We start from the raw sequence: 15,461 nt of genomic DNA, 5'->3' as shown, positions 1-15,461 counted from the left end.
CAACCATAGAAGAATCCTCAAGGGGGACAGGTGCCATTAATCAATGCATTGGTTGATTTATGCAATGCTGTATCCATAGAGCAATGCATCTCACTGGGAGCTCATGACTTAAAGGATATACATGAGGATTTAGAGGTTCGTTTTAGTAGAGAAGGGGATATTTTTCTTCCTTTTGGTGCAATGGATTATGAAAAGGTAGATGCAGGAGAATTGACCTTCACAAGCGGAAATGTTGTACAGACTAGGAAATGGATTTGGAGACAAAGTGAGCTGGGTAAAACAACAGTTGATAGTAAAGATATTTTTTTCAGCTTGTTGGATTTGATACAGGTGAAGACTCTCCTTTATATAAGGCTATGGCAGATATAGAAAGCTTGGCTACAGATAGATTTCAGGGTTCCTGTGAAAAGTATATCGTGGATGCAAAGAATCCATCCATAGAATTTTAAAGATGCCCAAACCTCCACCTGTAAAACAGTCTGGAGGTTTTTTATAAGCAGAAAATGCATCTCCTAGGAGGTGAATTTTTTATGAACTACTTCAATAACAGAGAGTTATTGGAATAAAGGTTTGATGACATGATATAAAATAGCTGCTTTATTATGGCCCTAGGTTGGACTAGAATCTACCTTTCCCTATTTGCTGTACCCTATCTTTGAAAAATATAGGCTCTTCTCTTCAAAATAGCCGCCAATCCCACAATACCTAATAGGATCATACCAATAATGGAGGTAATAATGATGGCCAGGATAGGAAGGATTCCTTCGGCAGTTCTCTGAAGATAAATGCCAAATAGGGCCCAAATAATGACTGCAGCATAGAAGATATCCTGATTTTTCAAAATATACAAAAGACCCAATAGAATGGCTATCGTCATGACAACAATGGTCCAAGTCACTGGAGAAATCCCAAATCCCTGCCAATCAATGGCTACTAAAAAGGCAGTGATATTGGCAATAGTGGCAACACTAATCCAGCCTAAATAAACACTGAAACTGATGTGCACCAACAGGATTTCCTTAAGATTTCTAGTATCTTTGCCGATTTCAAGTCTTCTGTAGATGATAATGAGGGACGTCAGCATCACCAGCATAATGATGACGGATACACCCACATAAAGATAGTGCCATGCCAATATCCATATCATGTTCCCCAGCCCCAAAATAAAATTCCAAAGACCGATATCCTGGATAAAGTTATCCTTATAGAGTCTTCTCCTAAAGGCCTTTACCAGCTGATAGAAGGTGAAAATCCCCAAGAGAGTATAGATCAATCCCCATATAGCAAAGGTGAGCCCTGCAGGTGTAAAAAGATTGGGATACAGTGCCGAAACCTCTCCTGTAGTCAAATCATTGATAGGTAGCAGATTTGCCAAGACATTCATGGTGATGGTGCCAATAAAGGCAACCGCATTTAAGATTGCTAAGCTTCTTGTAGAAAACATTTTTTCCTCCTCCCCCCATAACTCTTTATAAAATCATGAAATCATTTCTTTCCTTTATGATACCCTAAAATATAAGAATGCTACGATCAAAATGCTATTAAATATATATCCCGTCATTAGGTGAATTATGCACTATGTGTTTTAAAAAGCTGTAAAGGCTTTTATAAATCAATCATAGACTGATAATATTTTTTTATGTTTTTTCTCATATGCTTAAGCAGAGTGGAAAATCATTAAGGATCTGGAGGCAGGAGAAAAGATAAACCTCCTTCGTCATAGTCTGGAGGTTTTTCTAATTCTCAAATTTTAGCATTTTCAATCCCAATGTAAACCATGCCAACCCCATTGCCAGTAAGACGATTGTTGGTTTTATAATCACTTGGATATCATAGCCATACATCACCATTTGACTTATTGGTTCGATGGCCCATTTTTGTGGGGTGAATTGTGCCAGTGTCAACAGTAGCTTAGATTCAATGATTTCTATTGGCCAAAAGGCTCCTCCTAGCATGCTGGTACTTACTAGTACAATAGGGCTAGCTATCTGTAGTTGTTCTTTGGTTTTAGCTATGCTTGCTAAAACCATAGCTAAAGCTGTCATGCAGAATACAAAGGCTCCTATGATAATGAAGACCCCTAGGAGGTTCCCTCCCCAATCAATATTAAAAAGATAGCCGCTTAGCACTACCAGCATAATCACCTGTGCTGTTCCTATAAAAAAAGCAGTGAATAGATTTCCTCCTAATAGAGTAGTTTTTGATATAGGGGCAGTAAGCAGTCTATTCCATGTTTTATCTTCTTTTTCCTGGAGAATGTCTCCTACTAGGAAGACAATAGAAAACATAGAAAAAAACAAGGTGAATCCTATGGTTACTTGCTTTAGATTATCATATCCCCCTCTTTCTCCAACATTTATGAAGCTTTGTAGTATATGAATGGGTTTTCTATAACTCCAATGAGTGACAGTTTTGGTGTAAACCTCTTCCTGCAATACTTCTTTGCTTCTGCTGCTATACTGCTCTAAATGTTCTACTATGATTTCAGAAGTATTTCTATTCTGAAGGATTCTGTTTGCAGTTTCACCAATATGATTTTGTAAAAGCATCAAATCTATATCTTCTCTTTGGGTGAAAAATTCCAAGGTATAGGCTGTATCCTTGAAAGATTCATAACCAAATTCCTTAGGAATAATCAGTGCCATTTGATATTTATCCTCCTGCACCTCTCTTATTCCTTTTTCAATGCTTGTTATTTCAATTTCTACTAGACTGGATTTACCCAGCATCTCTATGAATTGTCTGGAATACATATTGTCGCTATCATCAATAATAGCTATTGGCATTGCTCCTCCAGTGCCTTTTACTCCCATAAAATAGATTAATAGAAGGGATAGTGTTGACATTAGTAGGAGGATTTTATAATCATCCTTTAATTTCAGTATTTTTAATTTCATAATGGTCAACATTTGTTTCCACACCCCTCTTTTGTAAAAGTATGATACTTACTGCCAATAATAGCCCGGACATCAGGATTAAGCCTAGAATATAGTTAAATATATCTTTTACTCCATAGCCCAGCATGATGTAGATATATCCCCGTATAGCCAATCCATTAACGGTAAAATGACTCATCTTTTGTATAAAGGCTGGCAGGATACTATAGTGAATAAAGCTTCCTCCCATAAATGCCATCACTGGGATTGCTGCTGATTCAAAGAAATCTGCTATTTTTAGCTTTTGCAGCTTCAGAATCATGGCTCCAATAAATGCTGACAATGCAGCGATAGCTACGGCATGGGCTATAATCAGGATGCCCACAGTGCTATAGGCTCCCCAGTCTACCTTTAATGCGATGGCAGCATAGGTTATCATGATAATAATTTGAAGCATAGACAATACAAAAACTGTTATATAGTTGGAAAGTAAAATGCTTTTCATAGAAACACCTGAAACCTTCACTCTTTGTAATGTTTTTTGATTGTTTTCCTCCATAAGACTTCTGCTTTTTATGGTGGCGAGGTATAGAGAAAACATCGTTAACATGGCTGCTGCATAGTAGTCAAAGCTGTTGATTCTACCACTGTTCTCTATTTGCATGTCTTCTATGTTTACCTTCTCAGTTTCAAAATCTTCGCTTATTTTTCTTAGAAATATCTCCAGTTCATTATAGATTTCTAAGCCTGCAGATTCTTCTACGGCTGTTTCTATGAATACATTTTTGCTGATAATTATAGAAGAAATTCTGTCAAAAAAACCCTTCATTATTGATTCTACGATGCTTCCTCTTATAGTATTATTGGGATGCTGTATGATTTCAATCTGGATTTCATTTTTAAAAGGGGTTATAAAATTAATATACATATCATAAATAAAATTTTCAGGTAATAAAACAATCCCACCAATATTTCCTGTACTTAGTTTTTCTTCGGCCTGTGTTCTATCTAGTATTTGATAAGACATTATTTGTTGCAAATCATCGTTTTCCAGAAAATCTTTAAAAAATATTTTTTCGATATCCATGGACTCTATTTCCTCTATGACTTCATGGATGTTTACGTCTTCATGATCCTGTACATAGTTTCCCAGTAGATTTTCAAACCTGTTCATATCATGCTCTCTATCATACTCCTTGACAATTGCAACTACTATAGGTTGGGTGAGTCCATTGCCAGAGAATGCGGGACCCAGTGAAAACCCTAGAATCATCATAAGAACCATTGGCATAAGAAGTATTAAAATAAATGCTTTTTTATCGCTTAGCATCACAAATAAATCCTTTAGAACCAGATTCTTCACTTCCTTCAGAATGACATTCAGTTGTTTTAACTTCATTTTATCACCCCTAGTCCCTCAAGCCTTTACCTGTAAGATGGAGAAATACAGATTCTAAATTTGGTTTTTTTACGTCAATAGATAATATACTGCTACTGTTCTTAGCCACTACGTGAATAATCTCTTTTATTATTTCTTCTCCATTTTTGGTTTTTAATGCTAGTGCATCTCCTGCTTTTTCTACTGCAACAATATCCTCTATGCTTTTTAAATCATGGATCAATGCCTCACTATAATTCTCTAGCTTTATACTGATGGTTCTATTTCCTCCGATAATATGGATTAGCTCTTCCTTTGTTCCAGAGGCTATTATTTTGCCTTCATCCATGATATAGATTCTATCACAGAGGTATTCTACCTCCTCCATATAGTGACTGGTATAAATCACTGTCATCCCTTTTCTGTTGAGATTCTTCACAGTTTCTAGGATATGATTTCTAGATTGAGGATCTATCCCTACAGTAGGTTCATCCATAATCAATATCTCTGGATGATGAAGTAGTGCTGCACCAATATTTATTCTTCTTTTCATTCCTCCAGAATACTGATCTACTCTATCCTTTAATCTGTCACCTATACCGATAATATCAGAAACTTCTTCAATCCTTTGCTTTAACAGATTCCCTTTTAATCCATAAACCTGTCCCCAAAATTTTAGGTTTTTATAGCCTGATAATGTGAGATATAGGGCTATATCCTGTGGAACAACGCCTAATTTTTTTTGAAATGCTTTAGGGTTTTTAAAAATATTTTGATTTCTATAATAAATCTCTCCTCTAGTGGGAGTCATTAGGGTAGACATCATGGAAATAGTAGTAGATTTACCTGCTCCGTTTGGTCCCAAAAGGCCAATGATTTCACCTTGGTTTACCTCAAGCGTTACACCCTTGACTGCTTTAACCTCTTTATAGCTTTTGCAGACATCTATTAGTTTGATTAATTCCATGTTGTTTGATCCCCCTCGATAAATTGCTGAAACAAGAAAGGTGCATTATTTTTCAGACTTTCCAACGTAGTAGTATTATCTACTGTGATCTCAGGAATACTTATACCTATATCCTTTTCTATGTTCCAATTCTTTTCCTGCATCTTAAATTTAAAGCTTTCTAATGGAATTTCCATCTCTGCCTCTTCCCCTTGAAGCTTAAACTGGAGATGCATATTTTCTTCAACAATATAGCCATCTATGTCAACATAGACCTCATATAAAAATTTCTCTACTGTAAGACTTTGAAGAAGATATTCCGAAAAATCTTTTTCCATGCTTTGAAAAAAATGTAGACTATTTTCCTCAAAGATCTCTATTATATCTCCAACAAGTGCTTTGATTTGTTCATCAGATAGCTGAAAATAATATCTCGTGGCTTTAATCTCTCCTTCTTGGGTAGAAACAGCCGTCCTCTCTCCCTTGAATACATTTTCATCTGACAGCAGCTGAAACCAGCTTTCTTGTATCTCAGTAAGCATCTCCTCATTTAAGGGAATCTCAAAGGATGGTAACTCCTCATTCTTGGCTATATCGGCATCCTCAAAGAAGCCTGTTAAAGAAATATACTCCCTCACCATAGGCAGCTTCAGATACTGCTGATCTCCATCCTTATAATAATCAAAATCTAATCCAATGCCATCATAGCTGGCATAGTTTCTAGCAATGACTTGCTGTTTTTCATGGTTGTAGCTGCCATTGCTTCTAAATAAAACATTGATATCCTTAAGCTCCTCTGTTGTTTCCTGTGATAAAAAGTCTAAGTTTATTGAAAGCTCCATCAAGTGCTGACCTTTTGTAATCCCTTTTGTTTTAACTACAGCCTCTCTATAATCCTCCAATGGATTTCCTTTGCAGCCTGATAATGAAAACACAAGTAAAATAACTGCAATCCCTAGGGCTATTCTTTTTTTCATTTTCCCATTCCTCCTAGTATCTTTTCTTTGTTCTTCTACTTGTATTTTAATGGTTTTCTTTAAAAGAAGCATGAGACTTTCAGCATCATACTTCTATTTTATCCATGACTTTTTGCACTTTTTTATATCAAATCGTTTTTAATAGAGAAAATAGCCAGCTGCGTACGATCTCGAAGCTCTAGCTTTTCTAGTATTTTTGTAATATGATTTTTGACGGTGCCTTCCCCTAAATGTAAATACTCTCCTATTTCCTTGTTGTTTTTCCCTTGACCAAGCTCCTTGACAATTTCCAGCTCTCGATCTGTTAAAAGCTTTATTTTGTCTATATCTTTGCTCTCCTGCCCCACCTTCTTCAGCTGGTTAAATTGCTGTATAACACTATAGGTCACCTGTGGATCCAATAAAGCTCCTCCACTGGCTACAATCCTGACAGCTTCAAGTATTTTTTTAGGCTCTGCATCCTTCAGCAAATAGCCACAGGCTCCATGGGATAAAGCATTATGAATCAATTCATCATCTTGAAAGGTGGTCAGTAGTAAGACCTTTGTATCAGGAATTTGACTTTTTATTTGTTTCGTTGCCTCAATCCCATCTAATATGGGCATCTTTATATCCATCAGAACCACTGCTGGTTTATACCATTGGGTGAGCTCCACTGCTTCTTGGCCGTTTGAGGCAGTTGCACATATCTCTATATCCTCTTCCTTTTCAAAAATCATCCTCAAGCCAGCTGTGATAATACTTTGGTCATCTGCTATGATCATTTTAATCATATGCTCTCACTCCTAACGGTAATGTACCAGTTATACTAAAGCCATCTTTTGATTGAAAACAAATCTCTCCTTGCCCCACAGCTACCGCTTCCTGCATTCCTTTTAAACCAAAGCCTTGCTGGATATTAGAGGCTCCTATACCATTGTCTTTGATAGAAAAGGCTATTTCACCCTCTTTTTCCATCAGGGCTATCACAACCTTAGTAGCTTTCCCATGTTTTATGGTGTTGGTTAAGGCCTCCTGTATGATCCTATGTAAGATGGTAACAGCTTCAGGGGGCAAATCATTCCTTATGCCAATATCCAAGGTTATGGCTATACCGGTTCGCTTTTCATAGATTGCCATCATTTCTTTTATGGATTGCAGGGTGTTGTTTTCCTTCTTTGCTGGCTGTAAAGCTTCCACCACTGCTCTTATTTGAGTTAAGCCTTCTCTAGCTGTAGCCTTCGCATCCTGTAGGATATCTAGCATTTCTTCAACTTTTCCTCCTGCTTTTTCACTGCAGATTTCCAGCTGCATAATAAGGGCTGTCATTTGATGTCCCAAGGTATCATGAATCTCTCTAGCTATGCGGTTCCGCTCCTGTATCCTGCTAAGCTCCTCTACCTTTTTTGAGGATTCCTTTAGCTTTTTATGGGTATCTAATAGTTCACTATAAAGCAGCTCCTGCTTTTTCTTTTCTCTCTGATAGTAATTAGCGAAGCTGATAATACTTAACAGAAAGGTCATGATTAAAAAGTGGAACAGTGTGGCGGAGATATTGGTAAAATCTCTGTAGTAATAAATCCATTGAATAAATTTGATAGAAGATACTAAAGCTGCTAAAATTCCTATCTTTAACCCATGTTTTTTTAACATGAAGGCAGCTTCAGCCATGATAATGACATAAAAAGGATGGTATAGGTAATTGATAAGATATTTTGAGTTGCTTTCCATGCCATAGACCAATGCAATATCTAAAATAAAGGATATGGTAAACAAAGTATCTCTGTTCTTTGTAATTTTTTCTCTAAAATATCCCAGTGCTATATAAATGCAAAAATAGGCTACTAAAAAATAAAGCCTGCTACCCCTTGCATTTTCAAAGGAAATCCCTATAAAAACTAAGCTGCTTAAAAGAATTGTTTTTAGTCCGTAGTATAGTATAAAGGATTTATTTTTTTCCATGCTATCTCCTCTTTTCTCATCATTCATTATGCAAAACTCTTTTTTGTAGAAAAAATAACCATCTTCATTTATTATACAACTTTATCCAGTAAATGGCGACAAAAAAGCCGCCTTCGAGGCGGATTTTAAAGATCAATATATAGGTTCTTATAGTTTTGTTTTCAATTTTTCTAACAGTCTTTCTTGGTATTTATCTGGAACAGTAAATCATTCAAGCCTGTCCCCTTTTCATTCATATGACAATCAAAAGGTCTCATTGGTTCTTCAATAGTTCTATCTTTCTTTGGTGCTTTTTTTATTAGGGAATATAATATTAAATAGCTTCGTGAAAGTAAACACAGTAAAAGGAAAATAAATAAGCCATTGTATTTCTTTGCTTACTTTTATATCTACCATCGTTATAAATACAGGAATTAATAAAAGGAATATCAATATAATGATCGCTTGAGTTCTTTTTATTGATTTGTCTTTAGAAAGTAAGAAATCAAGAAGATTTGTTTTGTTTATTAGTAAATTAAATAGAAAAAAAGAGAATAAAACAGAAAAAATACCAAATGGTGGTTCTAGCATTGTAGGGCCTCCTCTACCTTCTATAAAACAATTTATATCTTTCCTTTGTATAATATCATGAATTTGAAATTATTGGAAACGTGTTATAATAGAGAAGGAAAAATCCTAGCAGGCATAGAAATAATTATTAGGTAATTTATGGTTATATCTAAGAATTAAAAGGATTAAGGAGGAACAGAAAAATGTTTTTAAGCAGTATGTTGATAGGGGTTATATTTGTTATAGGAGGGCTGCTTCTATTATCAAGGAAAAAATTCATGGTGAGTAGACTATGGTCTACATTCTTTTTTCTCCTTATATGGGGTAGTTTTATTAAAACAATAGGGCTAAGTTCTTTTCTTACTTCTGATTATATTATGCTAATCATTGTAATTATATTATCTCTTGCTTTTGGGGTGATGATGTCTAGAGATAAATACTTTTTTTATAATGTTAACAACGAAATGCTGATATCTACTCTAATCCGTATTCTAGAAGAAAGAAACATTGTCTATAGAAGGGTACAGGATGCTTTTGTCCTAAAGGATAACGGAAATAAAACCATAACCTATAAACAGTCCTTAAATACAGTAGAAATCAATCTAAAGGATATAAAACAACTTCCCTTCCATCAAGAAATAAAGGAAGACTTAAGAGCTAAGATAAAAGAAATCAATACAAAGCTGTTCCCCAGCATGGGAGTTTTTTCTATGATAGTTGGCATAGTGATTATCATGATGGTACTGTATTTTAATAATAGAATGTAGCAAAAGCCACGGGGACGTTTTGTTTGTCATCAAAAACCCTTAATTTTACTCTATATACCTCTTCCCGCTTTTAGCACCCTTGATGATTGTCTATTACTTGCTTTAGTAGTTTCTGACTTGATATCCAAAAAAATTTTACAATTAAAAACACATGTGGAAAATTATGATAAATAATGATAGACTAAAATCAGTTAAATCTATAGAAATCTTTTCTACATAAATTTTTTCTTTTAACGCCTATATCTACGATTGTCCTTCTTTTTAGGATTGAGCCCTGAAACCAGCCAAAGAATAGCTAAGTCATCTCTAGATGCGAAAAAAATCTTTGGTCAGATAGGTAAGGAGTTTTATTTTATAATGCAGTTTTAAAAAGTACAAACTTATCCTATGGAAAAACTGGAGGTGCAAAAGGTTGAAGAAACATTCCTTTGAATACTTTTTAAATCATATTCCCAAAGATGAAGTATCAAGAGCCCAGTCGTTTGTTGGTGACAGCATCGGCATTTTTCAACCTAAAAATTATCTGTTTGATGTAAAGGTGATCCCTGAAGAATATCAGGCTGTATTGTTGCACGGGAATACACCGGCCGTAAAGATAGGAAAGAAAGAATATTTCTGCAGGAAGGGCAGTTTTTTATTTATTGAACCCGGTATGGAAGTTATGGTTCCCAGGGTTGAAAACCCCCCAGCAGGAAATTTTACAACGCTACTGGTTAAAAAGGAACTTTTTGAAATAATATCCTTAGAATTTACCGACAGAGAAACCTTAAAACATAATGGAATAATGAATCAGTTCAGCTGGTATTTCAAAGATGCCATTGAAAGGTACAAGTGTGAACTGCTAAACTATGGCCACAGCCACCCCATGATGATTCACAGCCTTAGCATTCAAATAGTTTGCCAGTTGTTTAGAGATATGCAGGTAAAGACACCGCAACTGTTCCAAAAACCAGGTGACGAATCTGCCCTGATAAAGAAGGCTATTGAATACATGCATGATTTACATAATTGCAGTATTACTCTGAATGAAATTTGCGGCATGCTTTATATCAGCCCCAGTCATTTTCAGAGAGTATTCAAATACCATACGGGAATCAGCCCATATCAATACTTGATCGATATCAGGATAAAGAGGGCTAAAGAGATGTTGTCGAAAAATAACCACTCCCTGTCTGAGGTGGCAAGTCTTTGCGGTTTTATAAATCAGGCGCATTTTTCTGCAGTTTTTAAGCAAAGATGTGGGGTGTCTCCTTCAAGCTATAAAAAGAGTATTTTCAATGCTTGCGCTGGGTGGAACAACTAAGCGATCCACAATTCAGCAAGCTAAATTGGCTGCCTGCTTATAAGAAACCCTAGGTTTCCTTGACGTCTATATAAAAAATTGACTTCCTTAAGCTTAGATTAAGAAACAGAAGCTTTCAAGTACTACTTGAAGGCTTTTTTTAATGTCTAGGAAATTATGGTTTTCATTTCCTAGACACGGGGTGTGCAGAGGGGGCCCCCCAGCGAAAACAAATTGACGAAGTCAACTTTGTCCTTTGGTGTACCTAGAATGTAGCAGCTTCCACCATACAACTCCTTGCACGAAGGTTTTGGTAAAGATGATAGATTGATAATAATTTATAAAAAAAATGAGAATTATTTGATAAATGTTAATCTATCAAGATGCTAAGATTATTCTGATACTTGTGGAAATATTGCTGGCAAATCTACTGCCTATCAGCCCTCAGAGGTCTATACTCCACCTGCCAGCTACGACACACCAAAAAATCTGACTGTAATACTGCAGAGCTCTGTGCAAAGGAAATGCCAGTTTTTATTGCTGTTGAGGTTTATGAGGCATGTACAGGCATCAATCATTAAAAAAGGGAGTTGTTAGGTTATGAAATACTGGAAAGTACTACTGTTTTTATTGGCTTTCTTAATGGCGTTATCCCTTGTGGGATGCCGCAAGGCTGAAGAAAAACTAACGGAGAAGGCCTCAGAAAAAATTGTCGAAGGCGTAACAGGAAGCGAGGTAGATATTAAAGACGGGACCGATCTTCAGAATGACGACATTTCTGGAAGACGTGAGGATACGGCGGACCCGACCGGCGACGTCAAGATAGCTGTATCCCCTCCTGCCGGCTGGGAAGCCACTGAAGCAGCCGGCCTATCTGTGTTTTATTCAAAAGACGATGCAAGTTTTATAATGAAAAAAGAACCTTACAAGGGGGATACTTTGGAAGCCGTAGTGCAGGAAGCAAAAGGTATCTTTGAAACCAGTTTTAAGAATGTACAATATGCAGGAAATGTTGAGGATGTAATAGTAGACGGTAGAAATGCCAAACAATTTATTTATACTTGTGATATAAGTGCCTTTTCCATGAAGTACCAATATCTTTTCTGCTTTGTGGGAGGTGATGTATACGTTATCACCTGTGGAAGCTTAGAAGAAAGCTTTGACAATTATGCTGCCGACTTTCAGCATTTTATCCACAGTCTTCACTTTGAATAGTAAAGACAGTAAATTTTTTTAGGACAGAGAATATTCTTTCTCTGCCTATAATTAAAGGAGGTTATATTGATGATGAAAAGTTTTTTAAAGCTGCTAGCCATAGTGCTGCTGGCTGTATCCATGGTTTTCAGTCTTCCTATGACTGCTCACGCTGCTCCATTAATTCTCTCAGCAGCGAATGAGACGGTATTTCTGAACGTATTTGAGCAGGCAAAAGATAATCCTGGAGGTGGCATCATAACCCTTACGGGCAATATCCAGCTTTCCACCGATGAAGTCCTTGATTTATCAACATCAGCTTCAAATCCAATTAGAATTATCGCCGACGGTCATCATATTGAAGTTATTTACGGCAAGACAGTGACTATAGGAGATAATGTAACAATAGAAAAAAATAGTGGAGATCGTGAAATGTTGTATGTTGCAGTAGGCGGGCGGTTGATTATTGATGGTGCAGTCATAACGAATAATGGTAGTACTCCCGCCATTCACGCATACGGAATACTTGACGTCTATGGAGGCAGCATTGCAAGTACTGTGATGGGCATTGCGGTAAATGATGGAGGTACTTTAAATATCAGCGGCGGAGAAATAATATCAAATCACCCTTATCAGAGTGCTGTTTCTGGTGCTAGCGGGTCCAACTGTAGCATTACCGGAGGGGTTATTAAGTCTACTGGAAATTTTGGGGCAGCGATTTTTTCTTATGGAGAAGTGACAGTCGGTGGAACTGCTGAGATAGAAGGAGTTAATACTGCCCTCAGTTTGAATGGCTCCTCTGACGGCAACGCCGTTATCACTGGCGGCACCATAAGCTCCACCGGGATGGGGGCCTCGGCAGTGTTTGTAAATAACGGAGCTTCTTTGACCATCAATAATGGTGAGATTAATGCCAATGGCATTGGACTGAGCATTGATGGTAACAATTCCAGTGCCCTAATTAATAATGGCATGATAACTGGTAATTCAGGAATCTCTGTTACCTCCGGCGGCAGCCTCATCATGACTGACGGAATGATAACAGCTACAGGAAATTTTGATAGTGGGGTTAGTATCAATGGGACCAACAGCAGTGTTAACATAAGTGGTGGGATAATATCTGCAATAAGAGAAGGTCTCACCATATTTGAGGATACAAGTGCCCAGATCAGCGGCGGCTCCATAACGGGGGAAACCGGTATTTATGTGGCGGGAGCAGTAACCATCAGCGGAGGAATGATAACAGGTACCAGCGATGACGGGGCAAGTGTTCCGCAGGGAGGACGATTGTCCATGACGAATGGGAGTATAGAAGGCAAGAATAACGGTATCAATGCTTATGATTCAAGTATTGAGATAGAGAACGGCGTCATTGAAGGAGAAAATAGGGGTATTTATGCTGGTGAAACAGAGATTATTATCCGAGGTGGAGAGATTTCCGGTATAATGCCGGGAAGCACCGGAGTGGAATTATATTTTAGTGGTAATACTCTGCAATTATACGCAGGAATCGTCAGGGGTGACCTATATGGTCTTCAATTCAGCAGCGGAGATTATATTTTATACAACGGCACAGTCACCGCCACCGGTGGAAGCTCAAATCATAGTATTTCCACCTATGGCACTCCCCCCATAAATCTTACCCATTATAGTGCCGTAAATTATAGCGGCACCCAGCTCACCGATCTTGGTAATTACAAATACCTTCAGTCCTTTAGAGTGAGCCCTATCACTGTGGAATTGGAATTAGGAGGAAGCAAGGCTGTGGCATTTGCAGTAGAGGGACAGCGACTTAACGGCGACGATATTACCCTTCAGGATATACTAGGGGCATCCGGTACTTTAAGTAATGCCTCCTATACCGTATCCGGCAACACCGTTACCTTTACTCCCTCTGTAATAGGTAAAGCTACGCTGGTCATCACCGACAACATCACCTTTAACGGAATCTGGGATATTGATGTTGAGGTTGCGGCAGTAGCCGGCAGTTTGACCATAACTACTCCAAGCTTGCCTTCTGGACAGGTAGGTCAATCCTATCACCAAGCCCTTACAGTCACAGGAGGAACAGCACCCTATAGGTGGAATGCTACCGGATTACCCAGCGGTCTTAGCATCAGCTCCAGCGGCATCATCAGCGGGACACCTTCGGGGGTGGGAACAAGTACTGTTACCGCCAGTGTCTATGATGATACAGATCATAGTACCAGCAAAGCTTTTAATCTTACTGTGAATCAGGCTCCCTCCAGTGGAGGCGGAGGCGGTGGAGGCGGGGCATCCCCTCTGTCTATTGACAAGAGAAATCCCCCGGAAGGCACCGTAGGCAGTACCTATTCCCACAGCTTTAAAGCCACCGGCGGAAGGCAGCCCTATTCCTATAAGGTGAGTGCAGGCAGCCTACCGGAGGGCCTGAAGCTTGATGAAAACGGCATCCTAAGGGGCATACCTACAGCGGAAGGCAGCTATAAATATACCATAATAGTGACTGACAGTAACAATAGGACCACCAGCTACAGCTTTACACAGGTCATTAAGGATAGCCCAAAAGATGATGAGGAAGCTCCTACGCTGGAGATCATTCTAACCATTGATCGTATAGAGGCCACTGTAGATAGCAAACCTTACCTCCTTGATGCAGCACCGTATATCCAGGCAGTATCTAACAGAACCCTGGTACCTCTACGATTTATCAGTGAAGCTCTGGGATCTGAAGTTCAATGGAATCCTGAAACAAAGCAGATAACTATCACGGAAGGGGATAGAGAAATCGTCCTCACCATTGGTTCCAGGATAGTTTTTGTTGATGGTGAAATAATTGCCATTGACTGTGAGCCGGCAATAATGCCTCCAGGTCGCACCTTTGTGCCTCTGCGATTTATCAGCGAAACATTAGGTGCTGAAGTAAATTATGATAATATTACTAGGGTAATTACCATCATTAAAGCTAAAATAGAGTAAATCCAATGGGTTTATAGAGTAAAAAAATAGATGGAATTAAATAACTTTGTCTTCAGTCTAAAAAGATATATTACACATGTATAATCGAGTAGGAGGTAGATAATTATTTTATCTACCGACCTCTCACACCACCGTACGTACGGATACGTATACGTATACGGCGGTTCCACTATGACAATCTAATTTCCCAAGCCAGGGGGACCCAAGCCACGGGGACGTTTTGTTTGTCATCAAAAACCCTTAATTTTACTCTATATGCCTCTTCCTGCTTTTAGCTCCTTTGATGATTGTCTATTGCTTGCTTTCATTTTTATATTCTTACTTTTATATTCTCATTTTTAAATCCTAGATATTACCCTCCAATAGCTCCTCCATGTTTACTGCATTTTTTGCCTCATCTGGAATTGCAATTTTATCAACAGCTCCAAAATTACTGTAATAGATTTCTGATTCATGTATTGTTATTCTAGTGGACTCACCAATGTCTGTAAAATGAATATATAACAACCCAATACAACAAAAAATATTTTCTCATTAAGCTCTTCATAACCAATCTCCTTTTGCCTATTTCAGCTTTTAATCAGCATTTAATT

The 15,461-nt window shown here is 37.8% G+C and carries 14 protein-coding genes; 5 read left to right on the top strand and 9 right to left on the bottom strand.

The features are described 5' to 3' along the window. Positions 1-30 precede the first annotated feature (30 nt). On the top strand, positions 31-369 hold the full coding sequence (locus BMX10_RS17090) for a B3/B4 domain-containing protein (protein ID WP_090446916.1): 339 nt from the start codon (positions 31-33) through the stop codon (positions 367-369). A gap of 280 nt (positions 370-649) precedes the next feature. On the opposite strand, the gene BMX10_RS17085 is transcribed toward BMX10_RS17090, so the two are convergent. The 8 genes from BMX10_RS17085 to BMX10_RS17050 all read right to left on the bottom strand — a co-directional run bounded on the left by BMX10_RS17085 (position 650) and on the right by BMX10_RS17050 (position 8,688). Further along, positions 650-1,444, bottom strand: coding sequence for a hypothetical protein (locus BMX10_RS17085; RefSeq protein ID WP_090446913.1), 795 nt, complete (start codon positions 1,442-1,444; stop codon positions 650-652). 292 nt (positions 1,445-1,736) lie between these two features. Next, positions 1,737-2,909 carry an ABC transporter permease gene (locus BMX10_RS17080; protein WP_090446912.1) on the bottom strand — a complete coding sequence of 391 codons (1,173 nt, stop codon included), beginning with the start codon at positions 2,907-2,909 and terminating at the stop codon, positions 1,737-1,739. After that, positions 2,866-4,275: an ABC transporter permease gene (locus tag BMX10_RS17075; protein ID WP_090446910.1), complete on the bottom strand. Its 1,410-nt coding sequence runs from the start codon at positions 4,273-4,275 to the stop codon at positions 2,866-2,868. Before BMX10_RS17075 ends, BMX10_RS17080 begins: the two co-directional genes overlap by 44 nt. A 10-nt stretch (positions 4,276-4,285) precedes the next feature. After that, positions 4,286-5,221, bottom strand: a complete 936-nt coding sequence (locus tag BMX10_RS17070; RefSeq protein ID WP_090446908.1) for an ABC transporter ATP-binding protein — start codon at positions 5,219-5,221, stop codon at positions 4,286-4,288. Beyond that, positions 5,212-6,177, bottom strand: coding sequence for a hypothetical protein (locus BMX10_RS17065; RefSeq protein WP_090446906.1), 966 nt, complete (start codon positions 6,175-6,177; stop codon positions 5,212-5,214). Before BMX10_RS17065 ends, BMX10_RS17070 begins: the two co-directional genes overlap by 10 nt. Positions 6,178-6,299: 122 nt before the next feature. After that, positions 6,300-6,950 (bottom strand): response regulator transcription factor, encoded by a 651-nt coding sequence (locus tag BMX10_RS17060; protein WP_090446903.1) that lies wholly within the window; start codon positions 6,948-6,950, stop codon positions 6,300-6,302. Next, positions 6,943-8,118: a sensor histidine kinase gene (locus BMX10_RS17055; RefSeq protein WP_170834878.1), complete on the bottom strand. Its 1,176-nt coding sequence runs from the start codon at positions 8,116-8,118 to the stop codon at positions 6,943-6,945. Before BMX10_RS17055 ends, BMX10_RS17060 begins: the two co-directional genes overlap by 8 nt. 273 nt (positions 8,119-8,391) lie before the next feature. Then, positions 8,392-8,688, bottom strand: a complete 297-nt coding sequence (locus BMX10_RS17050) for a hypothetical protein (protein WP_090446899.1) — start codon at positions 8,686-8,688, stop codon at positions 8,392-8,394. Between the two features lie 182 nt (positions 8,689-8,870). On the opposite strand from BMX10_RS17050, the gene BMX10_RS17045 reads away from it, so the two are divergent. The 4 genes from BMX10_RS17045 to BMX10_RS17030 all read left to right on the top strand — a co-directional run bounded on the left by BMX10_RS17045 (position 8,871) and on the right by BMX10_RS17030 (position 14,868). Then, entirely contained in the window at positions 8,871-9,434 is a 564-nt protein-coding gene (locus BMX10_RS17045) for a hypothetical protein (protein WP_090446897.1), read from the top strand. A 412-nt stretch (positions 9,435-9,846) separates the two neighbouring features. Further along, entirely contained in the window at positions 9,847-10,737 is an 891-nt protein-coding gene (locus tag BMX10_RS17040; protein WP_090446896.1) for an AraC family transcriptional regulator, read from the top strand. 636 nt (positions 10,738-11,373) lie between these two features. Continuing rightward, complete coding sequence (locus tag BMX10_RS17035) at positions 11,374-11,931, top strand: hypothetical protein (RefSeq protein ID WP_139176496.1); 558 nt, start codon at positions 11,374-11,376, stop codon at positions 11,929-11,931. A 69-nt stretch (positions 11,932-12,000) separates the two neighbouring features. Beyond that, positions 12,001-14,868, top strand: a complete 2,868-nt coding sequence (locus tag BMX10_RS17030) for a stalk domain-containing protein (protein WP_090446891.1) — start codon at positions 12,001-12,003, stop codon at positions 14,866-14,868. A gap of 345 nt (positions 14,869-15,213) precedes the next feature. Here the strand turns inward: BMX10_RS17030 and BMX10_RS18130 are convergent, their stop codons facing one another. Continuing rightward, positions 15,214-15,375, bottom strand: a complete 162-nt coding sequence (locus BMX10_RS18130) for a hypothetical protein (protein ID WP_170834877.1) — start codon at positions 15,373-15,375, stop codon at positions 15,214-15,216. Positions 15,376-15,461 lie beyond the last annotated feature (86 nt).

Origin of the sequence: Natronincola peptidivorans (genome assembly GCF_900111615.1) — a bacterium.
GTDB lineage: Bacteria > Bacillota > Clostridia > Peptostreptococcales > Natronincolaceae > Natronincola_A > Natronincola_A peptidivorans.
Note: the sequence above shows the minus strand (reverse complement) of the source record. Positions and strands in the feature narration are given on the sequence as shown.

Coding starts and splice junctions, on each gene's coding strand:
- BMX10_RS17055 (WP_170834878.1), bottom strand. CDS start 8,118: ATGGAAAAAAATAAATCCTTTATACTATACTACGGACTAAAAACAATT.
- BMX10_RS17080 (WP_090446912.1), bottom strand. CDS start 2,909: ATGTTGACCATTATGAAATTAAAAATACTGAAATTAAAGGATGATTAT.
- BMX10_RS17070 (WP_090446908.1), bottom strand. CDS start 5,221: ATGGAATTAATCAAACTAATAGATGTCTGCAAAAGCTATAAAGAGGTT.
- BMX10_RS17065 (WP_090446906.1), bottom strand. CDS start 6,177: ATGAAAAAAAGAATAGCCCTAGGGATTGCAGTTATTTTACTTGTGTTT.
- BMX10_RS17060 (WP_090446903.1), bottom strand. CDS start 6,950: ATGATTAAAATGATCATAGCAGATGACCAAAGTATTATCACAGCTGGC.
- BMX10_RS17050 (WP_090446899.1), bottom strand. CDS start 8,688: ATGCTAGAACCACCATTTGGTATTTTTTCTGTTTTATTCTCTTTTTTT.
- BMX10_RS17085 (WP_090446913.1), bottom strand. CDS start 1,444: ATGTTTTCTACAAGAAGCTTAGCAATCTTAAATGCGGTTGCCTTTATT.
- BMX10_RS17045 (WP_090446897.1), top strand. CDS start 8,871: ATGTTTTTAAGCAGTATGTTGATAGGGGTTATATTTGTTATAGGAGGG.
- BMX10_RS17030 (WP_090446891.1), top strand. CDS start 12,001: ATGATGAAAAGTTTTTTAAAGCTGCTAGCCATAGTGCTGCTGGCTGTA.
- BMX10_RS17075 (WP_090446910.1), bottom strand. CDS start 4,275: ATGAAGTTAAAACAACTGAATGTCATTCTGAAGGAAGTGAAGAATCTG.